At 65.6% G+C, this 25,816-nt stretch carries 24 protein-coding genes; 10 read left to right on the forward strand and 14 right to left on the reverse strand.

Going from position 1 to position 25,816, the window contains the following annotated elements; genetic code table 11:
• Nucleotides 1–67: 67 nt before the first annotated feature.
• On the forward strand, nt 68–796 hold the full coding sequence (locus AXW67_RS18740) for a TetR/AcrR family transcriptional regulator (protein WP_063679059.1): 729 nt from the start codon (nt 68–70) through the stop codon (nt 794–796).
• A gap of 200 nt (nt 797–996) precedes the next feature.
• Here the strand turns inward: AXW67_RS18740 and xseA are convergent, their stop codons facing one another.
• Entirely contained in the window at nt 997–2,631 is a 1,635-nt protein-coding gene (gene xseA, locus AXW67_RS18745; RefSeq protein ID WP_082907954.1) for an exodeoxyribonuclease VII large subunit, read from the reverse strand.
• 120 nt (nt 2,632–2,751) lie between these two features.
• Between xseA and AXW67_RS18750 the strand changes: the two genes are divergently transcribed.
• The 5 genes from AXW67_RS18750 (at nt 2,752) to AXW67_RS18770 (ending at nt 7,172) form a co-directional block, all read left to right on the forward strand.
• Nucleotides 2,752–3,762: an alpha/beta hydrolase gene (locus AXW67_RS18750; RefSeq protein ID WP_063679060.1), complete on the forward strand. Its 1,011-nt coding sequence runs from the start codon at nt 2,752–2,754 to the stop codon at nt 3,760–3,762.
• A complete protein-coding gene (locus AXW67_RS18755) occupies nt 3,759–4,310 on the forward strand; it encodes a hypothetical protein (RefSeq protein ID WP_063679061.1) in 552 nt (183 codons plus the stop codon). Before AXW67_RS18750 ends, AXW67_RS18755 begins: the two co-directional genes overlap by 4 nt.
• Nucleotides 4,310–4,609 (forward strand): winged helix-turn-helix domain-containing protein, encoded by a 300-nt coding sequence (locus AXW67_RS18760; protein ID WP_063679062.1) that lies wholly within the window; start codon nt 4,310–4,312, stop codon nt 4,607–4,609. The genes AXW67_RS18755 and AXW67_RS18760 overlap by 1 nt, the downstream gene beginning before the upstream one ends.
• Before the next feature lie 227 nt (nt 4,610–4,836).
• A complete protein-coding gene (purD, locus tag AXW67_RS18765) occupies nt 4,837–6,120 on the forward strand; it encodes a phosphoribosylamine--glycine ligase (RefSeq protein ID WP_063679063.1) in 1,284 nt (427 codons plus the stop codon).
• Nucleotides 6,121–6,269: 149 nt separating this feature from the next.
• Entirely contained in the window at nt 6,270–7,172 is a 903-nt protein-coding gene (locus AXW67_RS18770; RefSeq protein ID WP_063679147.1) for an alpha/beta fold hydrolase, read from the forward strand.
• Between the two features lie 97 nt (nt 7,173–7,269).
• Here the strand turns inward: AXW67_RS18770 and AXW67_RS18775 are convergent, their stop codons facing one another.
• Nucleotides 7,270–7,728 carry a nucleoside deaminase gene (locus AXW67_RS18775; RefSeq protein ID WP_063679064.1) on the reverse strand — a complete coding sequence of 153 codons (459 nt, stop codon included), beginning with the start codon at nt 7,726–7,728 and terminating at the stop codon, nt 7,270–7,272.
• 119 nt (nt 7,729–7,847) lie between these two features.
• Between AXW67_RS18775 and AXW67_RS18780 the strand changes: the two genes are divergently transcribed.
• Together AXW67_RS18780 and rsmD are read left to right on the forward strand one after the other, a co-directional pair.
• On the forward strand, nt 7,848–9,812 hold the full coding sequence (locus tag AXW67_RS18780) for a pseudouridine synthase (RefSeq protein WP_063679065.1): 1,965 nt from the start codon (nt 7,848–7,850) through the stop codon (nt 9,810–9,812).
• Nucleotides 9,813–10,367, forward strand: coding sequence for a 16S rRNA (guanine(966)-N(2))-methyltransferase RsmD (gene rsmD, locus AXW67_RS18785; protein ID WP_063679066.1), 555 nt, complete (start codon nt 9,813–9,815; stop codon nt 10,365–10,367). It abuts the gene before it with no gap.
• Nucleotides 10,368–10,460: 93 nt separating this feature from the next.
• Here rsmD and mutL read toward each other — a convergent pair whose 3' ends face one another.
• The gene (gene mutL / locus AXW67_RS18790) at nt 10,461–12,272 is read right to left on the reverse strand and encodes a DNA mismatch repair endonuclease MutL (protein WP_063679067.1); all 1,812 of its coding nucleotides are present in this window, start codon (nt 12,270–12,272) and stop codon (nt 10,461–10,463) included.
• A gap of 233 nt (nt 12,273–12,505) precedes the next feature.
• On the opposite strand from mutL, the gene AXW67_RS18795 reads away from it, so the two are divergent.
• A complete protein-coding gene (locus tag AXW67_RS18795) occupies nt 12,506–12,823 on the forward strand; it encodes a ribbon-helix-helix domain-containing protein (RefSeq protein ID WP_063679068.1) in 318 nt (105 codons plus the stop codon).
• A 240-nt stretch (nt 12,824–13,063) separates the two neighbouring features.
• Here the strand turns inward: AXW67_RS18795 and AXW67_RS18800 are convergent, their stop codons facing one another.
• The 4 genes from AXW67_RS18800 to AXW67_RS18815 are packed head-to-tail and all read right to left on the reverse strand — an operon-like array spanning nt 13,064 to nt 16,024.
• The gene (locus AXW67_RS18800; RefSeq protein ID WP_063679069.1) at nt 13,064–14,632 is read right to left on the reverse strand and encodes a GMC family oxidoreductase; all 1,569 of its coding nucleotides are present in this window, start codon (nt 14,630–14,632) and stop codon (nt 13,064–13,066) included.
• 30 nt (nt 14,633–14,662) lie between these two features.
• A complete protein-coding gene (locus tag AXW67_RS18805) occupies nt 14,663–15,211 on the reverse strand; it encodes a hypothetical protein (protein WP_063679070.1) in 549 nt (182 codons plus the stop codon).
• 30 nt (nt 15,212–15,241) lie between these two features.
• Entirely contained in the window at nt 15,242–15,637 is a 396-nt protein-coding gene (locus tag AXW67_RS18810; protein ID WP_063679071.1) for a VOC family protein, read from the reverse strand.
• The gene (locus tag AXW67_RS18815) at nt 15,638–16,024 is read right to left on the reverse strand and encodes a c-type cytochrome (RefSeq protein ID WP_082907961.1); all 387 of its coding nucleotides are present in this window, start codon (nt 16,022–16,024) and stop codon (nt 15,638–15,640) included.
• Between the two features lie 310 nt (nt 16,025–16,334).
• Here AXW67_RS18815 and AXW67_RS18820 point away from each other — a divergent pair, with 310 nt between their 5' ends.
• A complete protein-coding gene (locus AXW67_RS18820) occupies nt 16,335–16,643 on the forward strand; it encodes a hypothetical protein (protein WP_063679149.1) in 309 nt (102 codons plus the stop codon).
• Nucleotides 16,644–16,803: 160 nt separating this feature from the next.
• Here AXW67_RS18820 and arfB read toward each other — a convergent pair whose 3' ends face one another.
• From arfB to AXW67_RS18855, 7 genes are all read right to left on the reverse strand, one after another.
• On the reverse strand, nt 16,804–17,220 hold the full coding sequence (gene arfB, locus AXW67_RS18825; protein ID WP_027551924.1) for an alternative ribosome rescue aminoacyl-tRNA hydrolase ArfB: 417 nt from the start codon (nt 17,218–17,220) through the stop codon (nt 16,804–16,806).
• Between the two features lie 116 nt (nt 17,221–17,336).
• Nucleotides 17,337–18,710, reverse strand: a complete 1,374-nt coding sequence (locus tag AXW67_RS18830; protein WP_027551923.1) for a M16 family metallopeptidase — start codon at nt 18,708–18,710, stop codon at nt 17,337–17,339.
• Entirely contained in the window at nt 18,707–20,098 is a 1,392-nt protein-coding gene (locus AXW67_RS18835; RefSeq protein WP_063679072.1) for a M16 family metallopeptidase, read from the reverse strand. Before AXW67_RS18835 ends, AXW67_RS18830 begins: the two co-directional genes overlap by 4 nt.
• A gap of 197 nt (nt 20,099–20,295) precedes the next feature.
• Nucleotides 20,296–21,018: a hypothetical protein gene (locus AXW67_RS18840; protein WP_063679073.1), complete on the reverse strand. Its 723-nt coding sequence runs from the start codon at nt 21,016–21,018 to the stop codon at nt 20,296–20,298.
• A 94-nt stretch (nt 21,019–21,112) separates the two neighbouring features.
• A complete protein-coding gene (gene lspA, locus AXW67_RS18845) occupies nt 21,113–21,607 on the reverse strand; it encodes a signal peptidase II (RefSeq protein WP_027551920.1) in 495 nt (164 codons plus the stop codon).
• Entirely contained in the window at nt 21,604–24,603 is a 3,000-nt protein-coding gene (gene ileS / locus AXW67_RS18850; RefSeq protein ID WP_063679074.1) for an isoleucine--tRNA ligase, read from the reverse strand. Before ileS ends, lspA begins: the two co-directional genes overlap by 4 nt.
• 207 nt (nt 24,604–24,810) lie before the next feature.
• Nucleotides 24,811–25,782: a bifunctional riboflavin kinase/FAD synthetase gene (locus tag AXW67_RS18855; protein WP_063679075.1), complete on the reverse strand. Its 972-nt coding sequence runs from the start codon at nt 25,780–25,782 to the stop codon at nt 24,811–24,813.
• Nucleotides 25,783–25,816: the final 34 nt, after the last annotated feature.

Here is a 25,816-nt window from a genome sequence, read left to right on the forward strand (position 1 = left end):
AAGGGACGCTTCTTTGCTTGTGATTCCAGCGATGTAGCTGCATGGAGAGACCAGCGGAGATCTTGCAATGTCGATCAAACGGTCAGGAAAGCCCGAGGGGACGCGCCGGTTTCAGCGGCGCGCGCGTCAGGAGGCCGACAAGCAGGCTTTGCAGGCTCGCATTCTTGAAACCGCGCGCAGGGAATTCGCGAGGGGCAGCCTCGAAACAGTTTCGATCCAGAAGATCGCCGACGCACTCGGCTATTCGAAGGGGACGGTGCTCAAATATTTCCCGACCAAGATCCTGCTGCTGCTGGCGGTCAAGGAACGCAACCTCGAGGAAATGGCCGATCGGCTCGAACGGGTGCGCGCGCGACATTCCGGCGGTGAGACCCGGCTGCGGCGCGTCATGGAGACCTATATCGACTATTGGATCGACAACCCCGATCACTTCCGATCGCTCTATTCGATGGCCGGGACGGTCGAGGACCGACGCTTTCCCGACGGCGTCTATTTCGGGGAGACCGAGATCTCCCGGCGGGGATACGGGATTTTTGTGACTTCAATCGGGGAGTATCTTTCCGAACTAGGTGTGGAGACGACGCCCATGCTGGCGCAGCGCCTGGCAACGGCCCTGCTGTCGGCGGCGCATGGCGTAATTTCATTACCGTTGGGAACGCCGACGATGAAATGGCCGGACATTCGCGGTAACGGACGATTGGTGCTCGGCAATCTCATTGACGCTTGGTCAGCGAAGATTGAAGCGGCGCGGCGAACAGAGACTTGGCCGAAAATCTCCATTAGTAACTTTCTTTAGATCGGCGACGCGCGCGATCTCTCGGTCCTGGCTTTCGCCAGGACGACGGTGAGTATGCGGCGCGCATCCCACATACTCGGTGTCATCGCCCGACGTGATCGGGCGATCGAGGGTTCCAGAGACGGCGACGTGATACGGAGAAGCCGCGGCGTACTGGATTCCCCGCTTTGGCGGGGAACGACAGAGAGCCTCGCTTACCTCTAGAACAAGCTGCCCTGATCCACCGGCTTGCGCTTCGGTGCGGGCTTGGCCTCGCGCGATGCAGGCTTCGGCTGCGCTGGCGCACGCTCCGTAACCGGTTCAGGGCGATCGGCATCGGCCGTCGCGCCCACGCGTCCATCGCCGAACTCGATCTCGAGCCTTGAATTCGGTCCGACCGCGTCGGCGGAGTGCAGGGGATGGCCGGCCTCGTCGCGCACGAGAGCAAAGCCGCGCGCGAGCACACTGCGATAGGACAGCGCGGAGAGCAGCTTGCCGCTGTTCTCGACGCGAGCATCGAGCCGTTGCAGCAGCGTCGCCAGCGCGCGGCCGGCGCGCTCGGCAAGACGATGCGTGCGCTCGCGCTGGCGGGCGATTGCGTTGCGCTGGGCCTGCGCGTTGGAGAGGCGCGAGGCGCGCAGCCGCACGTCAAGTCCGGCGAAGCGGTCGCGCCGCTGCCGCAGCAGGGAACGCGCGGACAGGCCGAGCCGCTCGCCGCACACGGTGAGCCGATGGTCGGCCTGCGCGATCTGGCCGTGCAGCACCCGCAGCGTCAGTTTCGCGCTGGCGGCGGTGAACCTGCGGAAATGCGCATGTGTGTTGGCCTTGAGGCCGCGGGGCAGGGCGGCACCCGCGGAGTCGAGGCGTTGGCGCGGAATCGCGAGGAGATCGCCTGCGGCCGGCAGCGCGCGTGCGGCGGCGCGCAGCTCGTTGCGGCGGCTTTCCTGGCTGCGCTGCCAATAGGCGCGGGTGCGGCGGGCGAGGTCGGCGACCTCGACGAAGAGATCGCTGCGCACGGGCACGGCCATTTCGGCCGCGGCCGTTGGCGTCGGCGCGCGCTTGTCGGCGGCGAAATCGATCAGGGTGATATCGGTCTCATGCCCGACCGCCGAGATCAGCGGGATCATGCTCTCGGCCGCGGCGCGGACCACGATCTCCTCGTTGAACGACCAGAGATCCTCCAGCGAGCCGCCGCCGCGCGCCACGATCAGCACGTCGGGCCGCGGAATCTTGCCGCCCTCGGGCAGCGCGTTGAAGCCGCGGATCGCGGCCGCGACCTGCTCGGCCGAGCCTTCGCCCTGCACCTTGACCGGCCAGACCAGCACGCGGCGGGGAAAGCGGTCTTCGAGCCGGTGCAGGATGTCGCGGATGACCGCGCCGGTCGGCGAGGTCACGACGCCGATCACCTCCGGCAGCCACGGCAGGAGCTGCTTTCGCGCCTCGTCGAACAGGCCCTCGGCGGCGAGCTTCTTCTTGCGCTCCTCCATCAGCGCCATCAGCGCGCCGATGCCGGCCGGCTCCAGCGCCTCGATCACGATCTGGTACTTCGAGGAGCCCGGATAGGTGGTGAGCTTGCCGGTGGCGATGACCTCGAGCCCTTCCTGGGGCTTGAAGCGCATCCGGCTGTGGACGCCCTTCCAGATCACCGCCTCGATCTTGGCGCTCTCGTCCTTGAGCGCGAAATAGCAGTGCCCGGAGGAATGGGCGCCACGGAAGCCGGAGATCTCGCCGCGGACCCGGACATGGCCATAGGCATCCTCGACCGTCCGCTTCAGGGACAGCGAGAGCTCGGAGACGGTGAATTCGGGCGCGTTGAGCAGTTGTTCCGCAGGCGGCATCGGCAAACGATTCGGCATTTTGGGGTCGGACTCGACGTTAAGGATTTTCGCCGCGCGGCGCCAATCCTGGGATTGATCGCAAGAGTACTCTGTACTATAGAGTTATCTATTGATGGCGAAATCATCGGAGTTGGGGCTATGGCGATCCGGCTGCTACGCGGTGTCTTGAACCTGCTGAAATGGGGGCTCTGTGCGGTCGGCGCAGTGGCGCTGCTGCTGACGGCACTGATCGCGACGCCGCTGCAGCGGCCCGCCGAGATGCGCTCGGTCTCGGACTCCGCCAAGGGTATCGATTGGTCCACGCTGCCGGCGCTGGAGCGCTTTCAGGCGCGCGATGGCACCTGGCTGGGCTTTCGGCACTACGCTGCGAAGGGGGCGGCGAGCGGACGCGGCGCCATCTTCATCCACGGCTCCTCGGCTTCCTCCGCCACGGTCAATCACGCGCTGACCGCGGCGCTCGCGATGCGCGGCGTCGAGACCTGGGCGCTCGACATCCGTGGCCACGGCGCCTCGGGCACGCGCGGCGACATCGGCTATGTCGGTCAGCTCGAGGACGATCTCATCGATTTCGTCGCGCATGTCCGCAAGAGCGCGCCCGATCTGCCGCTGATCCTGATCGGTCATTCCGCCGGCGCCGGCTTCTCGCTGCGCGTCGCGGCCACCCCGATCATGCAGGATCTGTTCGTCCGCACCGTGCTGATCGCGCCCTATCTCGGCTACGACGCGCCGACCAACAGGCCGCATGCCGGCGGCTGGGCCAACGCCGACCTTCCGCGCCTGTTCGCGCTCGCCGCGCTACGCAAGCTCGGCATCGACTGCTGCGCGCAGCTTCCGGTGCTCGCCTTCGCAGTCCCGCCGAATTCCGAGCGGATCCTGGTCCCGACCTATTCCGACCGCCTGATGCGCAACTTCGCGACGCGCGGCTATCGTCTCGATCTTCCGGCGGTGACGCATCCGATGACGATCTTCGCCGGCGCCGAAGACGAGATAATGATCTCGGACAAGTACGCCGAGGCCGTGCAGGCGGTGAAGCCACAGGTCGACGTCAAGGTGCTCGACGGCATCAACCACATGGGGATGGTCACCAATCCGAAGGCGGTCTCGACGATCGCCGAGGACGTGGCAACGCGGGAGAGCGGGCAATCATGATCGACAGCAAGGAGGCCGCCGAGGCGCTCGCCGACGTCCACGACATCGTCCAGCGCGTGCGGCAATCGCAGCTCTATGAACTGGCAAGTCTTGCTGCCCTGTGGTGGGGAGGGCTGGTATTTGCCGGCAATCTCGCGACCTGGCTCTGGCCGGTCCAGGCCGGCTACACGTGGGTTGCCGTGAACATTCTGGGCGTCTGTGGTCTGGTCGCGCTCCGTCTCTTCAATCCGCCGCGCACCCATGGCTCGGCCTTCGACGTCAGGCTCCCCCTGGTGTTCTTGTTGTTCTTTGCATTCGGCTACGTCTGCACCAGTGTTCTCGGTCATTTCGGTCCGCGCCAGCTTGGTGCGTTCTGGCCGATCTATTTCATGTTGTTCTACACCCTTGCAGGCCTCTGGTTCGGCACTGCGTTCGTGGCGATCGGTCTCGGCATCACCGCGCTGACGCTGTTCGGCTATTTCTACATCGGTGAGGGGTTTCCTCTCTGGATGGCTTTCGTCAATGGCGGTGGCCTGATCCTGGGTGGCCTCTGGATGCGACGAAACTGATGGCCGAGCTCGACGACATCATCCACCAGCCGCTGCGACTGAAGATCATGGCGGCGCTGAACGCGCTGCCGACGGCCACGGGTTTGGAATTCTCCCGGCTGAAGAAGCTGACCGGCGCGACCGACGGCAATCTCGGGGCGCATATCGAGACTTTGGCCAAGGCCGGCTACGTCTCGGTGGAGAAAGCCTTCGTCGGCAAGAAGCCGCAAACGACAGTCATCGCCACCGCAGCCGGCCGCGGCGCCTTCGCGCGGCATGTTGCGACGTTGCAGGAGATCATTGCGGGGAAACAGGTCTAGCCGTCATCGTCATTCCGGGGGCGTCCCCCTCTCGCCGTCATTCCGGGGCGCGACGAAGTCGCGAGCCCGGAAGCCATCGCACCACCAACACTGCGGCCTGATGGATTCCGGGCTCGCGCCCAAGAGGGCGCGCCCCGGAATGACGGGGAGTTCGGGGCAAGCCCCTTGAGACCAGCGCCGATTCGTGCGACCGACGCGTCCAGCAAACCCCTAATCCTGAGCCTTCGATGCACATTCTCCTGCTCGGTTCCGGCGGCCGCGAACATGCGCTGGCGTGGAAAATCGCCGCCTCTCCCCTGGTGACCAAATTCTGGTGCGCGCCCGGCAATGCGGGCATCGCGCGGGAGGCGGAATGCGTGGCGCTGGATGTCGCCGACCATGCCGCCGTGATCGACTTCTGCAAGACAAACGCCGTCGAGCTCGTGGTGGTTGGCCCGGAGACGCCGCTTGCGGCCGGCATTATCGATGACCTCACCGCCGCCGGCATCAAGGCGTTCGGACCGAGCAAGGCGGCCGCCCAGCTCGAAAGCTCCAAGGGCTTCACCAAGGCGCTGTGCACCGAATTTGGTATTCCGACCGGCGCCTACAAGCGCTTCACGAAAGCCGCCGACGCGCTTGCCTACGTCCAGAGCCAGGGCGCCCCGATCGTGGTGAAGGCGGACGGCCTTGCCGCCGGCAAGGGAGTCGTCGTCGCCAAGACCGTGCGCGAGGCGGAGGACGCTATTGCCATGATGTTCGAGGGCGCCTTTGGCGAGGCCGGCGCCGAGGTCGTGATCGAGGAATTCCTGCCGGGCCGCGAGATCAGCTTCTTCGCACTCTGCGACGGCGAGACCGCGATTCCGCTCGCCTCGGCCCAGGACCACAAGCGTGTGTTCGATCACGACGTCGGCCCCAACACCGGCGGCATGGGCGCCTATTCGCCGACGCCGCTGGTCACGCCCGCGATCCATGACGCGATCATGGCGAAGATCATTTTGCCGACGGTTGCCGGCATGAAGAAGCGCGGCACGCCGTTCCGCGGCGTGCTCTATGCCGGGATCATGCTGACCTCGCAGGGGCCAAAACTGTTCGAGTTCAACGTCCGCTTCGGTGATCCCGAGTGCCAGGTGCTGATGCTGCGCATGATGTCGGACATCGTGCCGGCGTTCATCGCCGCCTGCGACGGGGAGTTGAAGCATTTTGATCTGCGCTGGTACCCGGAATCCGCGCTCACCGTGGTGATGGCCGCGAAGGGTTATCCCGGCGACTACCAGAAGGGCACGCGCATCGAAGGGCTCGACGAGGCCGCCAAGGTCGACACCGTCGAGATCTTCCATGCCGGCACCGTCGCGAAGGACGGTGCGATCCTCGCCAATGGCGGCCGCGTGCTCAATGTCTGCGCGCTCGGCAAGACCGTGACGGAAGCGCAGAGCCGCGCTTATCAGGCCGTCGACCGCATCAACTGGCCGGAAGGCTTCTGCCGCCGCGACATCGGCTGGCAGGCGGTGGAAGCGGAGAAGGCCAAGAGCTGACAGCCGTTTTTCCCGCCGGCGCGCAATCGGAGCATCCTTGCCGGCAACTGCCATGCTACTTTGCATGGGGTTGTTTTTGAGATTTTGGCTGGGGGCACCATGGGCTCTCCACCGGGTGCCACGGGAACAACCGGATAAGGATGCAAAAGATGTCCGATCTCGCCGACCTCTATCCCGGCTTCGCCTCCGAATGGATCAATACGTCTTTTGGCCGGGTCTTCGCGCGTGTCGGCGGCAAGGGGCCGCCGCTTTTGCTCCTGCATGGCTTCTCCGAGACGCATGTGATGTGGCACCGCGTGGCGCCCGAGCTTGCGGATGCCTTCACGCTGATCATCGCCGACCTGCCGGGCTATGGCTGGTCCGACATGCCCGAGAGCGACGCACTGCATATCCCCTACAGCAAGCGCGCGATGGCGAAGGCCATGGTGCAGGCGATGGAGCAGCTCGGCCACGTGCACTTCGCGCTCGCCGGCCACGACCGCGGCGGCCGGGTCTCCTACCGGCTCGCGCTCGATCATCCCGGCCGGCTGTCGCGGCTTGCCGTGCTCGATATCCTACCGACCTATAATTACTGGGAGCGGATGAACCGGCAGTACGCGCTGAAGATCTATCACTGGACTTTCCTTGCGCAGCCCTATCCGTTGCCGGAGACGCTGATCTCGGGCAATGGCGAGTTCTTCCTGCGTTTCAAGGTGGCGAGCCAGACCAAGTCGAAGACGCTTGACGCCATCGACAAGCGCGCGCTCGAGCACTACATCGCGCCGTTCCGCGACCCCGCGCGCGTGCACGCGATGTGCGAGGACTACCGCGCCGGCGCCTATTTCGACTACGACCTCGACAAGGCCGATTTCGAGGCCGGCAAGAAGATCACGGTCCCGATGCTCGCGCTCTGGGGCAATGCCGGCGTCGCGCAGGCCGCGGCCACGCCGCTCGACACCTGGAAGCAATGGGCCACGAACGTGGACGGCATGCCGGTGGATTCCGGGCACTTCCTCACGGAGGAGAATCCGAGCGTCACTGCGGAGGCGCTGCGCGACTTCTTCTCGGCTTGATCCCCATCGTCATTGCGAGCGCAGCGAAGCAATCCAGACTGTCCCCGCGGAAAGACTCTGGATTGCTTCGCTGCGCTCGCAATGACGGGGAGGGCGCCTACCGCCGCTCCCGAAAGAACTCCCTGAGCAGCCGCGCCGCCTCGCTCTCGCCGACCGCGGAATAGACCTCCGGCACGTGGTGGCAGGTGGGCGAGGCGAAGAAGCGTACGCCGGACTCGACCGCGCCGCCCTTGGGGTCGGCGGCCCCGTAATAGAGCCGCCTGACCCTTGCAAAGGAGATCGCGCCCGCACACATGGTGCAGGGCTCCAGCGTCACGTAGAGATCGCAGTCCACCAGCCGCTCGCTGCCGATCTTTTGGGCGGCCTCGCGCAGTGCGATGATCTCGGCATGGGCCGTGGGGTCGTGGTCGGTCAGCGTCCGGTTGGCCGCGGTGGCGATGACCTCGTAATTGCGGACCACCACGCATCCAATCGGAACTTCGCCCGATTTTCCGGCATTTTCGGCCGTCTTGAGCGCCAAATCCATGAAAGAAGGGGCTTTCATGCCTCGTATCATCGCCAGAAACCTGCTACTAGCTCCGCCTTCAGCAAGAGTGGATACCGGTTTTGCCTGAGCATGCGGCTCGGAATGAGCGCGCACAATGCCCTTTTGACCATCCCTAAGTGAGACGCTTCATGCCCCGCGACAGCGACAAACACAACGATTCCCCGCGCGGCCGGCGTGATCGAGGCGGGCCCAAGGGGTCATTCAAGGGCCGCAGCGGCAAGCCGAGGGGACCTGAGAAGAAGTTCGCCAAGCGCGGCTTTGCCGGCAAGGGCGACCGCGACGAGCGCCCCTCCCGCGGCGACCGCGACAGCCGTCCGTTCCGCCGCCGTGAGGAGGGCGACGCCCCGCGCCGCGACTTCAGCGACCGGCCGCGCTTCAAGCGCGACGACCGCGGTGGCGAGGATCGCGGCGAGCGCAGCTTCAAGCCGCGTGGCGACCGCCCGTTCAAGCCGCGCGGAGATCGCCCGAAATTCGACCGTGACGAGCGCGCGCCGCGTGGCGAGCGCTCCGAGCGGCGCTTCGAGGACCGCAAGTTTTCGCGTGGCGGCTCGGATCGGCCCCGCAAGGATTTTGGCCGCGATCGTGATTTCGAGGGGAAAGAGCGAAAGCGCGACTTCGGTGATCGCAAGCGCGATTTCGAGGGCGGGGATCGCAAGCGCAGCTTCGGCGACCGTCCGCGCGATCGGGACGACCGCCCTCGCAAGAATTTTGGCAAACCTTTCGGCAAGGACTTTGGCGGCCGCGACCGCGGCGAGGAGAAGCCCTGGCGTCAGCGCGACGACCGCCGGGAAGGCGGGCGCAGCGAGGATCGTCCGCGCTTCCCCCGGCGGCGCGACGAGGGCGGTGAGGATCGCCCGCGTTTCTCGCGTTCGCGCGAGGAGCGCTTTGGCGAGGACCGTCCGAGGTTCGGTCGTTCGCGCGAGGATCGCGGCGAGGGCCGTTCCGACTGGCACGAGCATCCGCGCAGCGAGGGCCGCTTCCGCGACCGTCCGCGCCGCGACAACGAGGACGACAGCCAGATCTTCACCAGGCGCCCGGCCTTTGGCGGCCGCGGCGCCTATCGCGAGCGCGATCGTGATTTCGAGGGCCGTCCTCATCGCGACGAGGCGCCGAAGCCGAAGAAGGCCGGCGAGCGCATCGCCAAGGTGCTGGCGCGCGCGGGTCTCGCTTCGCGCCGCGACGCCGAGGAGATGGTCACGCAAGGGCGTGTCACCGTCAACGGCCGGGTGATCAATTCGCCGGCGCTGGACGTCACCCAGAACGACGTCGTCGCCGTCGACGGCAAGCCGTTGCCGCCGCGCGAGCGCACGCGGCTGTTCCTCTATCACAAGCCGCGCGGGCTGATGACGACGCATGACGATCCCGAGGGACGTCCGACCGTGTTCGACAATCTGCCCGAAGGCCTGCCGCGTCTGATCTCGGTCGGCCGGCTCGACTTCAACACTGAAGGCCTGCTGCTGCTCACCAATGATGGCGGGCTCGCGCGCACGCTCGAACTGCCGGATACCGGCTGGCTGCGCCGCTACCGCGTCCGCGCTCATGGCGACGTCACCCAGGCGCAGCTCGACGAGCTCAAGAACGGCATCGAGGTCGAGGGCGTCAAATATGGTCCGATCGAGGCGACGCTGGAGCGCGACCAGGGCGCCAATGTCTGGCTGGTGTTCGCGATCCGCGAAGGCAAGAACCGCGAGGTGCGCAACGTCTGCGCCCATCTCGGGCTCGAGGTGAACCGGCTGATCCGCGTGTCCTACGGCCCGTTCCAACTCGGCGAGATTCCCGAAGGCCAGGTCGACGAGATCAAGTCGCGCGTGCTGCGCGAGCAGCTCGGCGACAAGGTGATCGAGAAGTCGGGCGCGCAGTTCGACGTGCCCTCGAAATCTGCTTCGCGCGACGACGATGCCCCGCGCGAGAAGAAGCCGGTGAGCAAGAGGGCGGTGATCAGCGACCGCAAGGGCCGTCGCGTGCTGGTGCAGCGCACCGGCAGCGAGGAGGCGCGCGAGCGCAACGAGCTCGAGGCCTCAGGCTATGGCCCGCCGCGCCGTCCCAAGCGCGGCTATCACGGCAAGCGCGATTTGAAGCCGCGGGAGGACTAGTTGCGCGTCGTCGGCGGTCGATTGAAGGGGCGCAATCTCGCCTCACCGTCCTCGCGCGACATCCGCCCGACTGCGGATCGCCTGCGCGAGTCCGTGTTCAACATTCTCGTGCACGCCTATGACGATCCGATCCAGGATGCGCGCGTGCTCGATCTCTTCGCCGGCACCGGCGCGCTCGGCATCGAGGCGGTCTCGCGCGGCGCGAAATTCACGCTGTTCGTCGACAACGGCGCCGAGGCCCGCGCGTTGCTCCGCAACAATGTCGAGGCGCTCGGCCTTGGCGGTGTGACCAAGGTCTATCGCCGCGATGCGACCGATCTCGGCCCCGCGCATCCGGTCGAGCCGTTCTCGCTGGTGTTTCTCGATCCGCCCTATGGCAAAGGTTTTGCCGAGCAGGCGCTCGCCTCGTTGCGCGACGGCGGCTGGCTTACGCCGGGTGCGCTGCTGGTGGTCGAGGAGGCGAAGGCCGCGCTATTCGCGGCGCCTGAAGGCTACGAGGAGTTGGAGCGGCGCGCTTATGATGACACGGAGTTCGTGTTTCTGAGAGCTTCGTAGAGATCGTAGGGTGGGCAAAGCGAAGCGTGCCCACCACGTCGTGAGATGGTGGGCACGGCGCTGCGCGCCTTTGCCCACCCTACGAGTTCGAACTTACCTTCGCCCGAACAGCTTCTCCACATCCGCAAGCTTCAGCTCGACATAGGTCGGCCGGCCGTGATTGCACTGGCCGGAGTTCGGCGTCTCCTCCATCTCGCGCAGCAGTGCGTTCATCTCCTCCGGCTTGAGCCGGCGGCCGGCACGTACCGAACCATGGCAGGCCATGGTGGCAGCGACGTGCATCAGGCGGCGCTCCAGCGGCAGCGCCTCGTCCCATTCGGCCATGTGCTCGGCGAGGTCGCGCAACAAGCCGCCCGCATTGGTCTTGCCGAGCAGCGACGGCGTCTCGCGCACAGCGACCGCGCCGGGGCCGAAGGATTCGATCGCGAGCCCGAAGGACGCAAGCTCGTCGCCGCGTGCGAGCAATCGCTCGACCGTGCCCTCATCCATCTCGACGATCTCGGGGATCAGGAGGATCTGCCGCTGCACGCCGTTGGCTGCCAATGACGCCTTCAGCCGCTCATAGACGATGCGCTCGTGTGCGGCATGCTGGTCGACGATGACGAGGCCGTCGCGCGTCTGCGAGACGATGTAGTTTTCGTGGATCTGCGTGCGGGCTGCCCCGAGTGGGCGATCGACGAGGTCGCCGATCGGCTGCGTCTCGATCCGCACATCTGCGCTCGGTGCGCCGACATCAAAGGCGGCCTGCGCGCGCTCCGCGAAAACGGGCGCGGCGGCGCCGTCGAACGACGGCTGCGGCGCCGTAGGCGCCGACGGCGACTGCCGCCAGTCCCAGCTCGCCGGGCGTGGCGCGAAAGCAGGGCGGAACGAGGACAACGCGCTGCCGCCGCTGTTGGCGGCCGTGCGCCGACCCTCGCGCGCCAAGCCCTCCTTCAATCCATGCACGATCAGGGCGCGCACGAGGCCGGCGTTGCGGAACCGCACCTCGGTCTTGGCCGGATGCACGTTGGCGTCGACCTCGCGCGGGTCGAGCGTGACGAACAGCGCCACCACGGGATGGCGGTCGCGCGGCAGATAGTCGGAATAGGCCGCGCGCACCGCGCCGAGGATCAGCTTGTCGCGCACCGGGCGGCCGTTGACGAACAGATACTGCCCGAGTGCGTTGGCTTTCGTCAGCGCAGGGGCGGCGGCATAGCCGGCGACCACGACGCCCTCGCGTTCGGCGTGAACCTCGATGGCGTGGCTGCGGAACTCCGCCCCCAAAATATCGCCGAGCCGCGTCAGGCGGCCGGCGGCGCCGGGCAGCGCCGCGGCCCAGGTGACTGGTGCGCGCTCCTCGCCTGCCAGCGTGAAGGCGATATCCGGCCGCGCCATCGCCAGGCGCCGCACCACCTCGCGGATGGCTTCGGCCTCGGTGCGGTCGGTCTTCAGAAACTTCAGCCGCGCCGGTGTCGCGTAGAAGAGGTCGTTGACCTCGACGCGGGTGCCGTGCGCCAGCGCCGCCGGCATGATCTCGGACTTGTCGCCGCCCTCGACCGACAGCGCCCAGGCATGCGGCTCGCTCGCATGCCGCGTCGTGATCGAGAGCCGCGCGACCGAGCCGATCGAGGGCAGTGCCTCGCCACGGAACCCGAGCGTGCGGATCTGCAGCAGGTCCTCGTCGTCGAGCTTGGAGGTGGCATGGCGCTCGACCGCAAGCGACAGGTCCTTCGCGGTCATGCCGCCGCCGTCGTCGGTGATGCCGATCCGCCGCCGCCCGCCGCCATCGGTGAACACGTCGATCCTGCTCGCACCGGCATCGATCGCGTTCTCGACGAGCTCCTTGACCACGCTCGCCGGGCGCTCGACCACCTCGCCGGCGGCGATGCGGTTGACGACTTGCTCTGGAAGCTGGCGGACGGGCATGGGCTTAGGTCTGGGGATTCGCTGGTCGCGTTATCTTAAGCCGTGTTGCGTCAAAAGCATGTGTTGAGCAACCCCATCGTGACAGGCTGGGGAAGGGGAAGGTCTATCACATTGAAGACATTGGACGTTCGCGCGCCGGTGACGGGTGCCAATCTCCTGCCGCAGTCCTGATTGTGAGGCGTGGGGCAGGGGTGTAGCATCGTGAAAAAATGGCAACAGGACGGGAGGACGCCATGTGCCATCTCTTCGCGCATCAGCCCCAACGCGACTACGAGTCCCAGACCCGCTCATTGCGGATCGACGGGCATTGCACCTCGATCCGCCTGGAAATGGCGTTTTGGGACACACTGGAGGAGATCGCGGCCAAGGAGAGCATGAGCCTCGGCAAGTTCCTGACGACGCTCTACAACGAGGTCCTCGACCATCACGGCGAGGTCAACAATTTCGCCTCGCTGCTGCGCTGCTCCTGCCTGATCTACCGCTCCAGGAGCATGGCGCCGGTGCAGGACTTCAAGAGGGCGGTTACGCCCATTCTCGATGCGGCTGAATAGCCATCCATCATCAGGTGCGCGCTTCCCCTAAAGCAAAAGCGGCTCTGTCCGAAAGGACAGAGCCGCTTCGCTATAGGTTCACTCAGCGTCATTCCGGGGCGCGACGAAGTCGCGAGCTATGATGCGCAATTGCGCATCTGAGAATCCATTTACCCACATACTCTGCGGCCTGATGGATTCCGGGCTCCCTCGCTCCGCTCCGGCCCCGGAATGACGGAATGGATTGTCGGAGTCACAACACTAGATCTCCTTCTTCTGCATCGCGCCGGCGATGTAGTCGGCCTGCCGGATGGCGAGCGCGACGATGGTCAGCGTCGGATTGCAGGCCGCGCCGCTGGTGAACTGGCTGCCGTCCGAGACGAACAGATTCTTGATGTCGTGGGTCTGCCCGAACTTGTTGACGACGCCATCCTTCGCCTTCTCGCTCATCCGGTTGGTGCCGAGATTGTGAGTGCTCGGATAGGGCGGCGTCGGATAGGTCACGGTGGCGCCGACAGCGTCGTAGACCGCGGCACCCTGCTTGTAGGCGTGGGCGCGCATCGCGACATCGTTGGGATGATCGTCGAAATGCACGCTCGCGACCGACATTCCGTGCTTGTCCTTCACGGTCGGATCGAGCGTGATGCGGTTGGTTTCCTGCGGCATGTCCTCGCCGACCAGCCACATGCCGGCCATCCGCGGATAGCCGTCGAGCGCTGAGGTGAACGGACGTCCCCAGGCGCCGGGATTGAGGAACGCGGCCATGAACGGCAGGCCGATCGACAGCGTCTCCATCTCGTAGCCGCCGACGAAGCCGCGCTTCGGATTGTTGGCCGCCTCGTCGCGGATGATGCCGGCCATGGTCGTGCCGCGATACATGTGCACCGACTTTTCGAACACCGCGTAGACGCTGCCCGTCATGTGGCGCATGTAGTTGCGGCCGACCTGGCCGCTGGAGTTGGCGAGGCCGTCGGGGAACATGGTCGAGGCGCTGTTGAGCAGCAGCCGCGGGCTCTCGATCGAATTGCCGGCGACCGCAACGATGCGCGCCTTCTGGCGCTGCGTCGCGCCGCTCTCGTCGGCATAGACGACGCCGGTGACCTTGCCGCTGGCGTCGTGCTCGATCTTGATCACCATGCTGTTGGGCCGGACCTCGAGATTGCCGGTCGCCTCGCCCTTCGGGATCTCGGTATAGAGCGTCGACCATTTCGCGCCGGATTTGCAGCCCTGGAAGCAGAAGCCGATCTGCTGGCAGGAGCCGCGTCCATCGCGTGGCTGGCTGTTGATCGCCATGTTGCCGGTGTGCACGGTCTTGTAGCCGAGCTTCTTCGCGCCGGCTTCGAGCACCTTGAAATTATTGTTGCCGGGAAGTCCGGGAATGCCGTTGGTGCGGGTCACGCCCATCTTGTTCTCGGCTTTGGCGTACCATGGCTCCATCTCCGCGAGCGTGACCGGCCAGTCCAGCAGGTTGGCGCCGGGAATGTTGCCGTAGGTGCTTTTCACCTTGAACTCGTGCTCGTCGAAGCGCAGCGAGGCGCCGGCCCAATGCACCGTCGAGCCGCCGACCGCCTTGACGATCCAGGCGGGAAGATTCGGGAAGTCCTTGGCGACGCGCCATGTTCCCGACGTGGTGCGCGTGTCCGACCAGGCGAGCTGGGAAAAGCTGTCCCACTCGTCGTTGATGAAGTCCTGGTTCTCGATGCGAGGACCTGCTTCGAGAATGACGACCTTGACGCCCTTCTGCGCGAGCTCGTTGCCCAGCGTGCCGCCACCGGCTCCGGAGCCGACGATCACCACAACGCCACTGTCGTTCAGATCGAATTTTGCCATATGCGTTCTCCTGAACCGTTGGGGTGCGACCTAAGCCTTCGGCAGCCAGTCGATGTCGGCAAAGCCGCGGTTGATGTAGCCGCCGTGCTCGGCGGAGGAGCCCTCGTAACCGAACTTCGGCCAGACCTCTTTCTGATTGTAGAGCGATACGATGAGGTCGCCGCGCACCTTCTGGAAGAAGTCGCTCTGCTCGATCTCTTTCAGCAGCACCACGCGGTCGGCCTCCCAGGGCACTTCGGCATAGGGCAGCTTGTGACGGTCGCGCGCATTCTGGTCGAGCCGGGCGATGCCGTCGCTGATCAGCGATTTGACGGCGGGATCCTTGGCCGCCTTGCCGTCCCACGGCTTGATCGCGACGATGTAGTAGCTGTCACCGAGAACATCGTGCGGATAGATGTCGCGTGCGACCTTCAGCAGCGTCTTCATCGTCGCGGGTTCCAATGCGCTCGCATCGTCGGCCCAGGCGCTCTCGATGCTGACGCCGACGCTGGTCGCTGCGGCCACGACCGGCACGGCCGTCGCCGCGCCCTTGAGAAAGACGCGGCGGCTATGCTTGCTTCGACGGTCGACTTCTCTCATGGTGTTCCTCCGTAGTTCTTGTGATTTTGATTAATTGAAACGTCCGCCCCGCTGGATCACCTCGATCTTGTAGCCATCGGGATCACTGACGAAGAAGAAGCGCGCCAGCGTCTTGCCATCGTGCTTGAAGTCGCGCAGCGGTCCCGGCGCGAGCTTCTCGCGCTCGAAGCGCGCGTGCTCGGCATCGAGATCCTCGACCACCACGGCGAGATGGCCGTAGCCGTCACCCAGGCCGTACGGTTCCTTGCGATCGAAATTGACCGTCAGTTCCACCTCGAAAGGTGAGGACGGGTGACGCAGGTAGATCAAGGCAAAGTCCGCGAACTTCAGGTGATCTGTGACCTCGAGGCCGAAGGCGCGCCTGTAGAAGTCGAGCGATCGCGCCTCATCGAATACACGGATCATGGAATGGACCGGTTTCGCCATTCAGTTCTGCTCCTTCAGGTAAGCGATGATGGCGGCGCGCGTCTCCGGCTTGGCCTGCCGGTAGGCCATGACCACGCCGGGAATGACGGCTTGCGGATTGGTCAACCAGGCATCGAGCCTGGCCTCGTCCCAGATGAACTCCGCTTTCGCGAGGCTCTCCGAATAGCGGAAGCCTTCGACCTTGCCGGCCGGCCGTCCCACGACCTTGACCAGCGGCGGGCCCTGCCGCATCGGCGCTGACGTATCCATCGTGTGGCACACCGCGCATTGCTGCTTGAACAGCGTCGCGCCATCCGGCGGCTTTGCGGCCGGCAAAGGCATTTGCGCGTCGGCAACCCGCACCACCAGCACCACTGCGGTGCACAATCCCAGCACGACTGCGCGCATCACCAAGAGCCCGCTCATCCACATCAACGTCAGCGCGCGCAAACTCTAGGCGGCGTCAGAGATGCGGTGGTAGTAGCGGGCTATTTCGCTGCAAGCGGTGGTGCTCGCGGCGTGCGTGTGTTCCGCGCTGCCGCATATGAGGAGCACAATTCCGCGAAAGCGCCCCGAAATCCCTAAACGATGACCACACGACGCGGATTGCATGACGACCGCGCCGTTCGAGTTCTTTACGCGATGACATGGTCCGGTGCAGCCGAGCGGCGTGGGAAACAGCCGAACCGTTCATCGCGAAAAAATCCAGGAGAAATGGATGAAGTTGGTCAAGACCTCTGTGATCGCATGCGCTGTCTCGGCTCTCATTGCGACGCCCGTTCTCGCACAAGGCACGTCATCCGGCGCCAAGACAGGCGGCACCGTGCAAAGCAAACCCATGCAGGGCGGCACGGCCGGCAGTGGGGATGAGGATCTCAGCACCGAGCAGGGGGCTCCGGGCGAGAAGATGGGCATGAAGTCGACCAAAGGGACGAAGGGCGCGGTCGGCACCACGGGCAGCGCGGCGCCCAGGGGGACGGTCAACGATCCCGCTTCGGGCGGTTCCGCGAGCGGCAAGCGCTACTAGAAACCTTCCCGTTCCGATGGAAGCGGAACGGGGGCTCTAGATTCTTGGTTTGACGCGTTTTCTTTACGCGAACCGGTATCCACTTCGCTCGAAAACGCTCTAACGCCGAGATTCGAAACGGCAAACCTCCAGTCGTTCCGCGACTGGAGGTTTTTTTCGCTCAGTCGTCGAAGCGTCCGCCGCGCCCAGCCTTGACGTCGCTGCGGCGCTTCTTGCCGTCGAGCCGGCGCTGCTTGGAGGCGAAGGTCGGCCGGGTGGCGCGCCGCGGCGTCGGGCGGACCATGGCCTCGCTCAGGATCGCGACGAGGCGGTCGATCGCGTCCTGCCGGTTGCGCTCCTGGGTGCGGAAGCGTTGCGCATGGATGACGATGACGCCGTCCTTGGTCATGCGCTGGCCGGCGATGCGGGCAAGGCGCAGGCCGGCGTCCTCCGGCAGGGTCAGCCTGCTCGTGTCGAAGCGTAGTTGCGCCGAGGTCGCGACCTTGTTGACGTTCTGTCCGCCCGGGCCCGAGGCGCGGACGAAGCTGATCTCGATGTCGTCCTCGTCGATGGCAAGATCGCGGGATATCCGCAGCATGGTGGCACCATTCGTGATGCCCGGACATATCGCGGACGTCTACGTTCGGCAATGGCGCATAAGCGGACGAAAAAATGGCCGGGGCGAGCCCGGCCATTTCAGACAACGTAAGGAAGTCAGTTCGACTTCGTCACCGGGGCCGCTGCGGGCTGCGCCGCGGCCTGCGGTGCGCGGCCGACGACCACGGTCAGGAGTCCCTCGCCCCACAGGCGCTTGGCGGCCGCCTTGGCATCATCCAGCGTCACTGCGTCGACGATGGCGTTGCGCTTCTCGATATAGTCGATCGGCAGCTTGTCCTGCTGATACTGCAGCAGCGCCTGGGCCAGCTTGGAGGAGGTGTCGAGCGCCAGCATCTGCGAGCCCTTGAGGTAGGACTTGGCCTCGTCGAGCTCCTTCTGCGTCGGGCCCTCCTCGGCGATGCGGCGCACCTCCTTCTCGATGGCGTCGATGGTCTCGCCGGCGCGGTCGGCGCGCGTGCCGGTATTGCCGATGAACAGCGCCGAATGCTCCATCCAGAGCAGCGATTCGTACACCGAATAGGCGAGGCCCCGCTTCTCGCGGACTTCGTGATAGAGCCGGGACGACAATCCGCCGCCGCCGAGAATGTGGTTGACGACGTAGGCCGCCATGAAGTTCGGATCGTTGCGCTTGAAGCCCGGGCCGCCGAAGGTGATCACGGTCTGCGGCACGTCGAGCGGCACGAAGGCGCGCTGCGGCGGCTTGGCGGCTACAATGTCGGGGACCGGCGTGAGGTTGGCCTTGGCGGGCAGGCTGCCGAAGGTGTGGTCGAGCAGCTTGCCGAGGGTGGTCGGATCGACGTCGCCGACGACCGCGACCTTCAGCGTGTCCTTGGCAAGCACGCGGCCGACGTAATCCTTCAAGTCGGCGACCGTGATGGTCGGCACGCTGTCCAGCGTGCCGTTGCTCTGCCGCCCATAGGGATGATCGCCATAGGCGATCTCCAGGAATTTGCGGCTCGCCAGCGAGGACGGATTGGTGGTCTCACGGCGCAGCCCCGCGAGGACCTGGGAGCGGATCCGCTCGACGTCGACCGTGTCGAAATGCGGCGAGGTCAATGCCATCCGCAACAGGTCGAAGGCTTCGTCCCTGTTGTCGCGCAGCATGCGCAGGCTGCCGCGGAAGGTGTCGCGGCTGGCGCTGAAGCTGAGCTCGATGGCGCGGCGGTCCAGCCGTTCATGGAAGGTCTTGGAATCGAGGTCGCCGGAGCCCTCGTCGAGGAGATCGCCGACCAGGTTGGCGACGCCCGGCTTGTCCTTGGGATCCTGGGCCGAGCCGCCAGCAAACGAATATTCCATGGCGATCAGCGGCACCGTCGCGTCCTGGACGAACCAGGCCTCGATGCCGCCCGGCGAGACCAGGTGCTGGATCTTTGCGGCGGCTTCCGACGGCGTGACCGCGGCGAGCGCCAGCGCAGCGCCGGTGACGAAGGACAGTGCGATGTGTCGGGCGCGAAGGAAGGGATGGGTCACGAACGCTTCTCCTCGCGTTTGGCGGTAGCGGTGTCCTTGATCAGATAGCCGGTGACCGAGCGCTTCTTCTCGAGCCATTTTTGTGCGGCTGCCTGGACCTGTTCGGCGGTGACGGCGCGGATGCGATCCGGCCAGCTCCGGATGTCCTCGATCGACAGGCCCGTGGTCAGCGCGCCGCCATACCAGCGCGCCAGCACCGCCTGATTGTCCTGGGCGTAGATCGCTTCGGCGATGAGCTGGGTCTTGACCCGCTCCAGATCCTCGGCGCGGATCGGATTCTGCACGATGCCGGCGAGGACGCCATCGACCACCTGCTCGACCTCGGCGAAGCTGACGCCGGGTTTCGGCGAGGCCGAGATCGAGAACTGCGTCGGATCGAGCGAGATGCTCGAATAGCTGGCGCTGGCGGAGACCGCGAGCGGCCGATCGACGACGAGCGCGCGGTAGAGATAGGAGTTGCTGCCGCTGCCCATCAACTGCGCGAGCACGTCGAGGGCCGCGCTCTCGCCGGCCGCGGCCGTCGTCGCCGAAGGCACCAGATAGAAGCGCCGCAGGCTGGGCTGCTCGACGCGGGGGTCGGCGAGCGTGACGGTGCGCGGGGCGGCCGGGTCCGGCTCCTGCGGACGGATGCGCCGCGCCGGGATGGCGGACCGGGCCGGAATGGACCCGAAATTGCGCTCGACCAGCGGGCGGACATCGGCGAGTTCGACGTCGCCGGCGATCACCAGGATTGCGTTGTTCGGCGCATAGAAGCGGCGGTAGAAGGCGAGTGCATCCTCGCGATCGAGCTTCTCGATCTCCTGGTGCCAGCCGATCACGGGCCGGCCATAGGGATGATTGAGATAGAGCGCCGCCATGATCTGCTCGTTCAGCCGCGCATCGGGATTGTTGGCCACGCGCATATTGTACTCTTCGAGCACGACGTCACGCTCGGGCAGCACGTTCTCGTCCTTGAGGATGAGGCCGGTCATGCGGTCGGCCTCGAACTCCATCATGGTCGGGAGCTGCTCGCGCGGCACGCGCTGGTAATAGTTGGTGTAGTCGACCGAGGTCGACGCGTTCTCGTTGCCACCGACGCGCAGCACGGTCTGGGAGAATTCGCCGACCGGATGCTTCTGCGTGCCCTTGAACATCAGGTGCTCGAGGAAGTGAGCCAGGCCGGACTTGCCCGGCGTCTCGTCGGCCGAGCCGACCTTGTACCAGATCATCTCCGTGACCACGGGCGTGCGGTGGTCCGGGATCACCACGACCTGAAGGCCGTTGCTGAGCGTGAAGCTCGCGGGCGGTGCGGATGTGACCGTGCTCTGGGCGAGCGCACTGCCGTCTGAGAAAGCAGAGGTCGAGAGCAGCGCGGCGAGAAGGCAGGCAATCGATCGGTATGAGGGCATCACGATCCTTGTGAATGCCCGGATCCTGACGTCCGGGCGTGAAAGCACGGCATGCTACACCGCGCGGCTTTGAGCTTCGGCTCACGAAGCAGAGAACGCCGTCAAGTTGAACTTAAAAATAGGTCATCTGCCGCGTCCGGCCTACACCGGACGATTGCGGCGGTTCCGCGCGACCAGGCGCGCGACAGGCAAGGAGCTTATTGCTCCTTCTCCTTGCCGGACATGATGTCGTAATACATCTTTCGCGACTTGTCCGGCCCAGTGCCGTAGGCGTAGTTCGGTGAGGGCGTCTGATATCCCGGCGGCGGCTCAGTCAGCGACTGGCGAGCAGGCTCCGACGTGAATTTCGTCTCCTCGGAGGTGTTGCCCTTGAACATGTTCCAGAGGCCGCCGGTGTAGCCGAGCTGGGCTGGACTCAGCGACGGGTTGCCGTTGGTGCCCGGCTGAATCGGATCGTTGTTCTCGCGGGCGGGCGCAGCCGTCTTGGCGGCATTCATCTCGGCCGGCGTCAGCGGCCGGGCCGCTTCCCAGTTTTCCTTCGCCTTGTTCGCCTTCTGCCGGGCGGCGATGGCTTCCTTGCGGCGCTTGACGTCAGGATCCTTCGGCCAGTTCGGCGCGGCCTTGGCCTCGGTCGCGGCGGGCGGCGGCAAGTCGAGCTTGGGCGGCACGACGAGCGGCGAGCGCTCACGATAGTCGATACCGGGCTTCTCCATGCTCTTGGCGCCGATACCGGACATCAGGTTGTCGATGAGCTTCTCTTCGAAGGTCATGTCGTCGTCATCATTGTCGTCGCCGGCGCGGACCGCGCCAGTCGACATGACGAGGCCGATGCCCAGCGCGACCGCGGACAATTTCAGCACCCGCCAGAGCCCCCGCTGGGGATCTCGAACCATCGAACCGCTGGTTTCGGAGCTGCGCATTACTGTACCTGTTCCATATTGTGGCAGATCGCCGCGTCATGCGCGGTCGACCCTCGCAAGCAAGGTTCCACCCAACGGCCCGTATCGGCCGGGATCAGGGCGCTTTTGCGGCGGGTACTCCCAGGAAGGAATCATACAATAGGGCTGCCACCCCAGCAACGATGGCCACGTCCGCAAGGTTGAAAACGTACCAATTATAGGTAGTTCCGCCGATTTCGACGTGGAGCAGGGCGAAATCGACCACCGCGCCGTAGGCCAGGCGGTCGATGCCGTTGCCGATGGCGCCGCCGATGATCAGCCCCAGCGCGATCGTAGCGAGCCGGGTGTGCGACCGGGCCATCCAGACCGCCAGCGCGACCACCGCGACGGCCTTCACCACCATCAGCGCGATCTGCGCCGCCTGGCCGTCGTTCTGCAGCCAGCCGAAGCTGATCCCGATATTCCAGGCCAGCACCAGATCGAAGAACGGCGTCACCCTCACCGCGCCGCGATGAGCGAGGTCGAACACGTTCAGCAGCCAGAGCTTTGAGGCCTGGTCGGCGATCAGGGTCGCGACCGCCGCGAGTACGCCGGCATGGAAGGGCCTCAAACGCTGACTCCCAGCGCCTTCCATTCCCGCAGCGCCTTGGCGTCGCGCGGGGTGACGTCGGGATATTCGGGGTCTTCGCCGACCGTCGGTGAGATCTTCCAGGAGCGGGCGCATTTGGTGCCGACCGCCTTCTCCACCACGACCGCGACGCCGGGAACGGCATCGAGACGGAATGCGCTCGCGGGCGCCTCGCCCTCGCGCACCTCATAGCTCGAGGTGATGCAGACCTCGGCAAGATCCGTGTCGAACAGCGTCATCATCATGTCCCGGTCGGCGATGTAGATCACCGGCGAGGCCTCCAGCGACGAGCCGATGGTCTTGGCGGCGCGCGCGAGCTCCAATGCGCCGGTGACGACGCGGCGGACGTTGCGGATCGTCTCCCATTTTGCGGCGAGCTTGTCGTCGCGGAGCTTTTCCAGACCTTCCGGGAACATTGTGAGATGCACCGAGGGCTCGGCATCGGGCCTGTACATCCGCCAGGCTTCCTCCGCGGTGAAGCTCAGGATCGGCGCCAGCCATTTCAGGATCGCGTTGCAGAGCAGGTCGATCGTGGTCAGCGCCGCCTTGCGCGTCAGCGAGGACGGCGGATCGCAGTAGAGCGTGTCCTTGCGGATGTCGAAATAGAACGCGGAGAGCTCGCTGTTCAGGAAGGCGGACAGGATCGCTACCACCGTCTTGTAGTCGAATTCCTGGTAGGCCTTGCGGATCGCGCCGGCGCGCGCCGCCAGCTCGTGCAGCATCAGCCGCTCGAGTTCGGGCATCTCGGCGGGCGCGACCGCGTCGGCCGGCTTGTAGTGATGCAGCGTGCCGAGCATCCAGCGCACGGTGTTGCGCAGCTTGCGGTAGGTCTCGACCGTGTTCTTCAGGATCTCGGGGCCGATGCGCTGGTCGTCGGTGTAGTCGCAGGACGCGACCCAGAGTCGCAAAATGTCGGCGCCGGATTCCTTGATGACGGCCTGCGGCTCGATGGTGTTGCCGAGCGACTTCGACATCTTGCGGCCGTCCTCGGCCTGGGTGAAGCCGTGCGTCAGCACGATGTCGTAGGGCGCGCGTCCCCGCGTGCCGCAGCTTTCCAAGAGTGACGAGTGGAACCAGCCGCGGTGCTGGTCCGAGCCCTCAAGGTACATCACCGTGTCCTTGCCGCCGTCGACCTTGCGCTTGATGCCGGCAAGGCCGGGGAATTGCACGGGGTCCTCGAGCACGAAGGCGTGCGTCGAGCCGGAATCGAACCAGACGTCGAGGATGTCGTCGACCTTCTGCCAGTCTTCGTTGGCGCGCGGGCCGAGGAAGCGCTCCCGTGCGCCCTGCGCGTACCAGGCGTCGGCGCCTTCCTTCTCGAAGGCTTCGCCGATGCGGGCGTTGACGGCCTCGTCCTGGAGGATCTCGGCGGAGCCGTCACCCTTCTCGCGCACGAACACGGCGATCGGCACGCCCCAGGCGCGCTGGCGCGAGATTACCCAGTCGGGGCGCGCCTCGATCATGCCGTTGATGCGGTTCTCGCCAGATGGCGGCACCCATTGCGTGACCGAGATCGCATGTAGCGCGCGGGCGCGCAGAGTGTCGCCGGACTTGGTCTTGCCGTTCGCGGCAATGTCCTTGTCCATCGCGATGAACCATTGCGGCGTGTTGCGGAAGATCACCGGCTTCTTGGAGCGCCAGGAGTGCGGATATTGATGCTTCAGCCGTCCGCGTGCGAGCAGCATGCCCCTGTCGACCAGCGCCTTGATCACGGCGTCGTTGGCGTCGCCCTTCTCGCCCTTGTCGTTGATGACGCGCCTTCCGGCAAAGCCGGGCGCGTGATCGGTATAGGCGCCGTTCTCGTCGACGGTGTAGGGGATCGCGCTGTTGATGCCACGCGCGTCCAGCTCACGCGTGTTCGCCATCCAGGCATCGAAGTCCTCGCGGCCATGGCTGGGTGCGGTGTGCACGAAGCCGGTGCCGGTGTCGTCGGTGACGTGGTCGCCGGAGAGCAGCGGCACCGTGAACTCGTAGCCGCCGCCGAGCCCCTTCAGCGGATGGGCACACTCGATCGCGTCCATGGTGTCGCCGGGGATGTCGCGGACCTTCTCATAGGCGGTCACGCGGGCCTGCTTGAACACCTCTTCGGCGAGCGCGTCGGCGAGGATCAGGAGATCGCCGGTCTTGGCCCAATTGTCGCTAGGGGCATCCGTCACCTTGTAGAGGCCGTAGGCGATCTTCGGCGAGAACGAGATGGCGCGGTTGCCCGGCAGCGTCCAGGGCGTGGTGGTCCAGATTACGACGCTGGCGGTCGCAAGCGCGCCGTGCGCGGGCGAGGTGACCGGGAATTTCACCCAGACCATGTCGGACGTGTAGTCCTCGTACTCGACCTCGGCTTCCGCCAGCGCGGTCTTCTCGACCACGCTCCACATCACCGGCTTGGAGCCACGATAGAGCGTGCCGTTGGCAGCGAACTTCATCAGCTCGCGCGCGATCTGCGCTTCCGCCGGATAGGTCATGGTGGCGTAGGGATGGGCCCAGTCGCCGATCACGCCGAGACGCTTGAATTCCTCGCGCTGCACGTTGAGCCAGTGCGTCGCATAGGCGCGGCATTCCTTCCGGAAGTCGATCATGGCGGCACTGTCGCGGAAGTCGGGCTTCTGCTTGCCCTTCTTGCGATAGTGTTCCTCCTCGACCTTCCATTCGATCGGCAGGCCGTGGCAGTCCCAGCCCGGAACGTAGTTGGAATCGAAGCCGAGCATCTGCTGGCTCTTGGTGACGAGATCCTTGAGGATCTTGTTGAGCGCCGTGCCGATATGGATGTTGCCGTTGGCATAGGGCGGGCCGTCATGCAGCACGAACTTGTCGCGGCCCTTCGCGCTCTCGCGCAGCTTCTCGTAGAGGCCGATCTCGTACCAGCGCTTGAGGATCTCCGGCTCGCGCTGCGGCAGGCCCGCGCGCATCGGGAATTCCGTCTGGGGCAGGAACAGCGTCTTGGAATAGTCTTTGGCGTCGGACTTTTGCGGCTTTTCGGACATGAGGATGACTGGCTCGGAAGGGCGCGGAAACGGATGGCGACTGGAATCGCGGGGTGAAACGACAAAATCCCGGTCTTGCGCCGAGCCGAATGGCTCAGGCGGAAGCCGGGCCGCTAATCCCTATGATGCGCCGCGCAAACATGGGCTCTCCATAGCAGCAGGGCCGGGGAAGCGCAAAGGGGGCGGGGAACGGGGCCGTTTCCCCCCTCAATCGATCGTTCCCAGCCTCGGAAACGCGTCCGGGGCGGCGGCCAGCACGGCGCGGGCGCGGGCGGAGTCGTCATCCATCTGGCGGATCAGGGTTTCGATACTGTCGAACTTCAGCTCTTCGCGAATAAAGCCGATGAAGGCGCAGTCCAGCACCTGTCCGTACAGGTCGCCCTTGAAGTCGAACAGGAAGATTTCCAGCAGCGGCGCGCCATTGTCGAAGGTCGGGCGGCGGCCGAAGCTCGCCACCCCGTCCAGGCGCTCGGTGCCGCGGCCGACCCGCACCGCGTAGATGCCGTGCTTCAGGCCGCAATTGGCATCCAGACGGATGTTGGCAGTGGGATAGCCGAGGTCTCGGCCGCGCTTTTCGCCATGGACGACCTCGCCGGTCACGAACCAGGGAGCACCGAGCATGGCGGTGGCCTCGTCGAGCTGCCCTTCCGCGAGCGCGATCCGGATGGCGCTGGAGGAGACCGGCCGCTCGTCGATATCGACATGCGCCTGCACGTCGACCTCGATGCCGAGCCGGGGTGCCTCGTTGACGAGCAGGCTGGGCGAGCCGACCCGGCCCTTGCCGAAATGGAAGTCGTAGCCGACGGCGATGCCGCTGACGCCGAGGCGGTCGATCAGGTCATGGTGAATGAAATCTTGCGCGCTGGTCCCGGCACGGGCCTTGTCGAAGGTCATGACCACGGCGCCGGCAAGCCCGGTGCCGGCCAAGAGCCGCAGCTTCGCCGGCTCGTCGGTCAGGCGGAATTGCGGGGTGTTGGGGCTGAAAAACCGGCGCGGGTGCGGCTCGAAGGTCAATGCCAGTGCCGGACGACCGTGCGCCCGGCCCATTTCCAGGGCCGCTGCAATCACCGCCCGGTGGCCGAGATGGACCCCGTCGAAATTGCCCATGGCGACCACGGAGCCCCGCGGGATCGCGGAAGCCGGTGTGGTGTCGCGGATAACGGTAAAATGCGGGACCATCAGGGGAATTCTCAAGCCGGCGGGACCGGCCGGG

Origin of the sequence: Bradyrhizobium neotropicale (assembly GCF_001641695.1) — a bacterium.
Lineage (GTDB): Bacteria > Pseudomonadota > Alphaproteobacteria > Rhizobiales > Xanthobacteraceae > Bradyrhizobium > Bradyrhizobium neotropicale.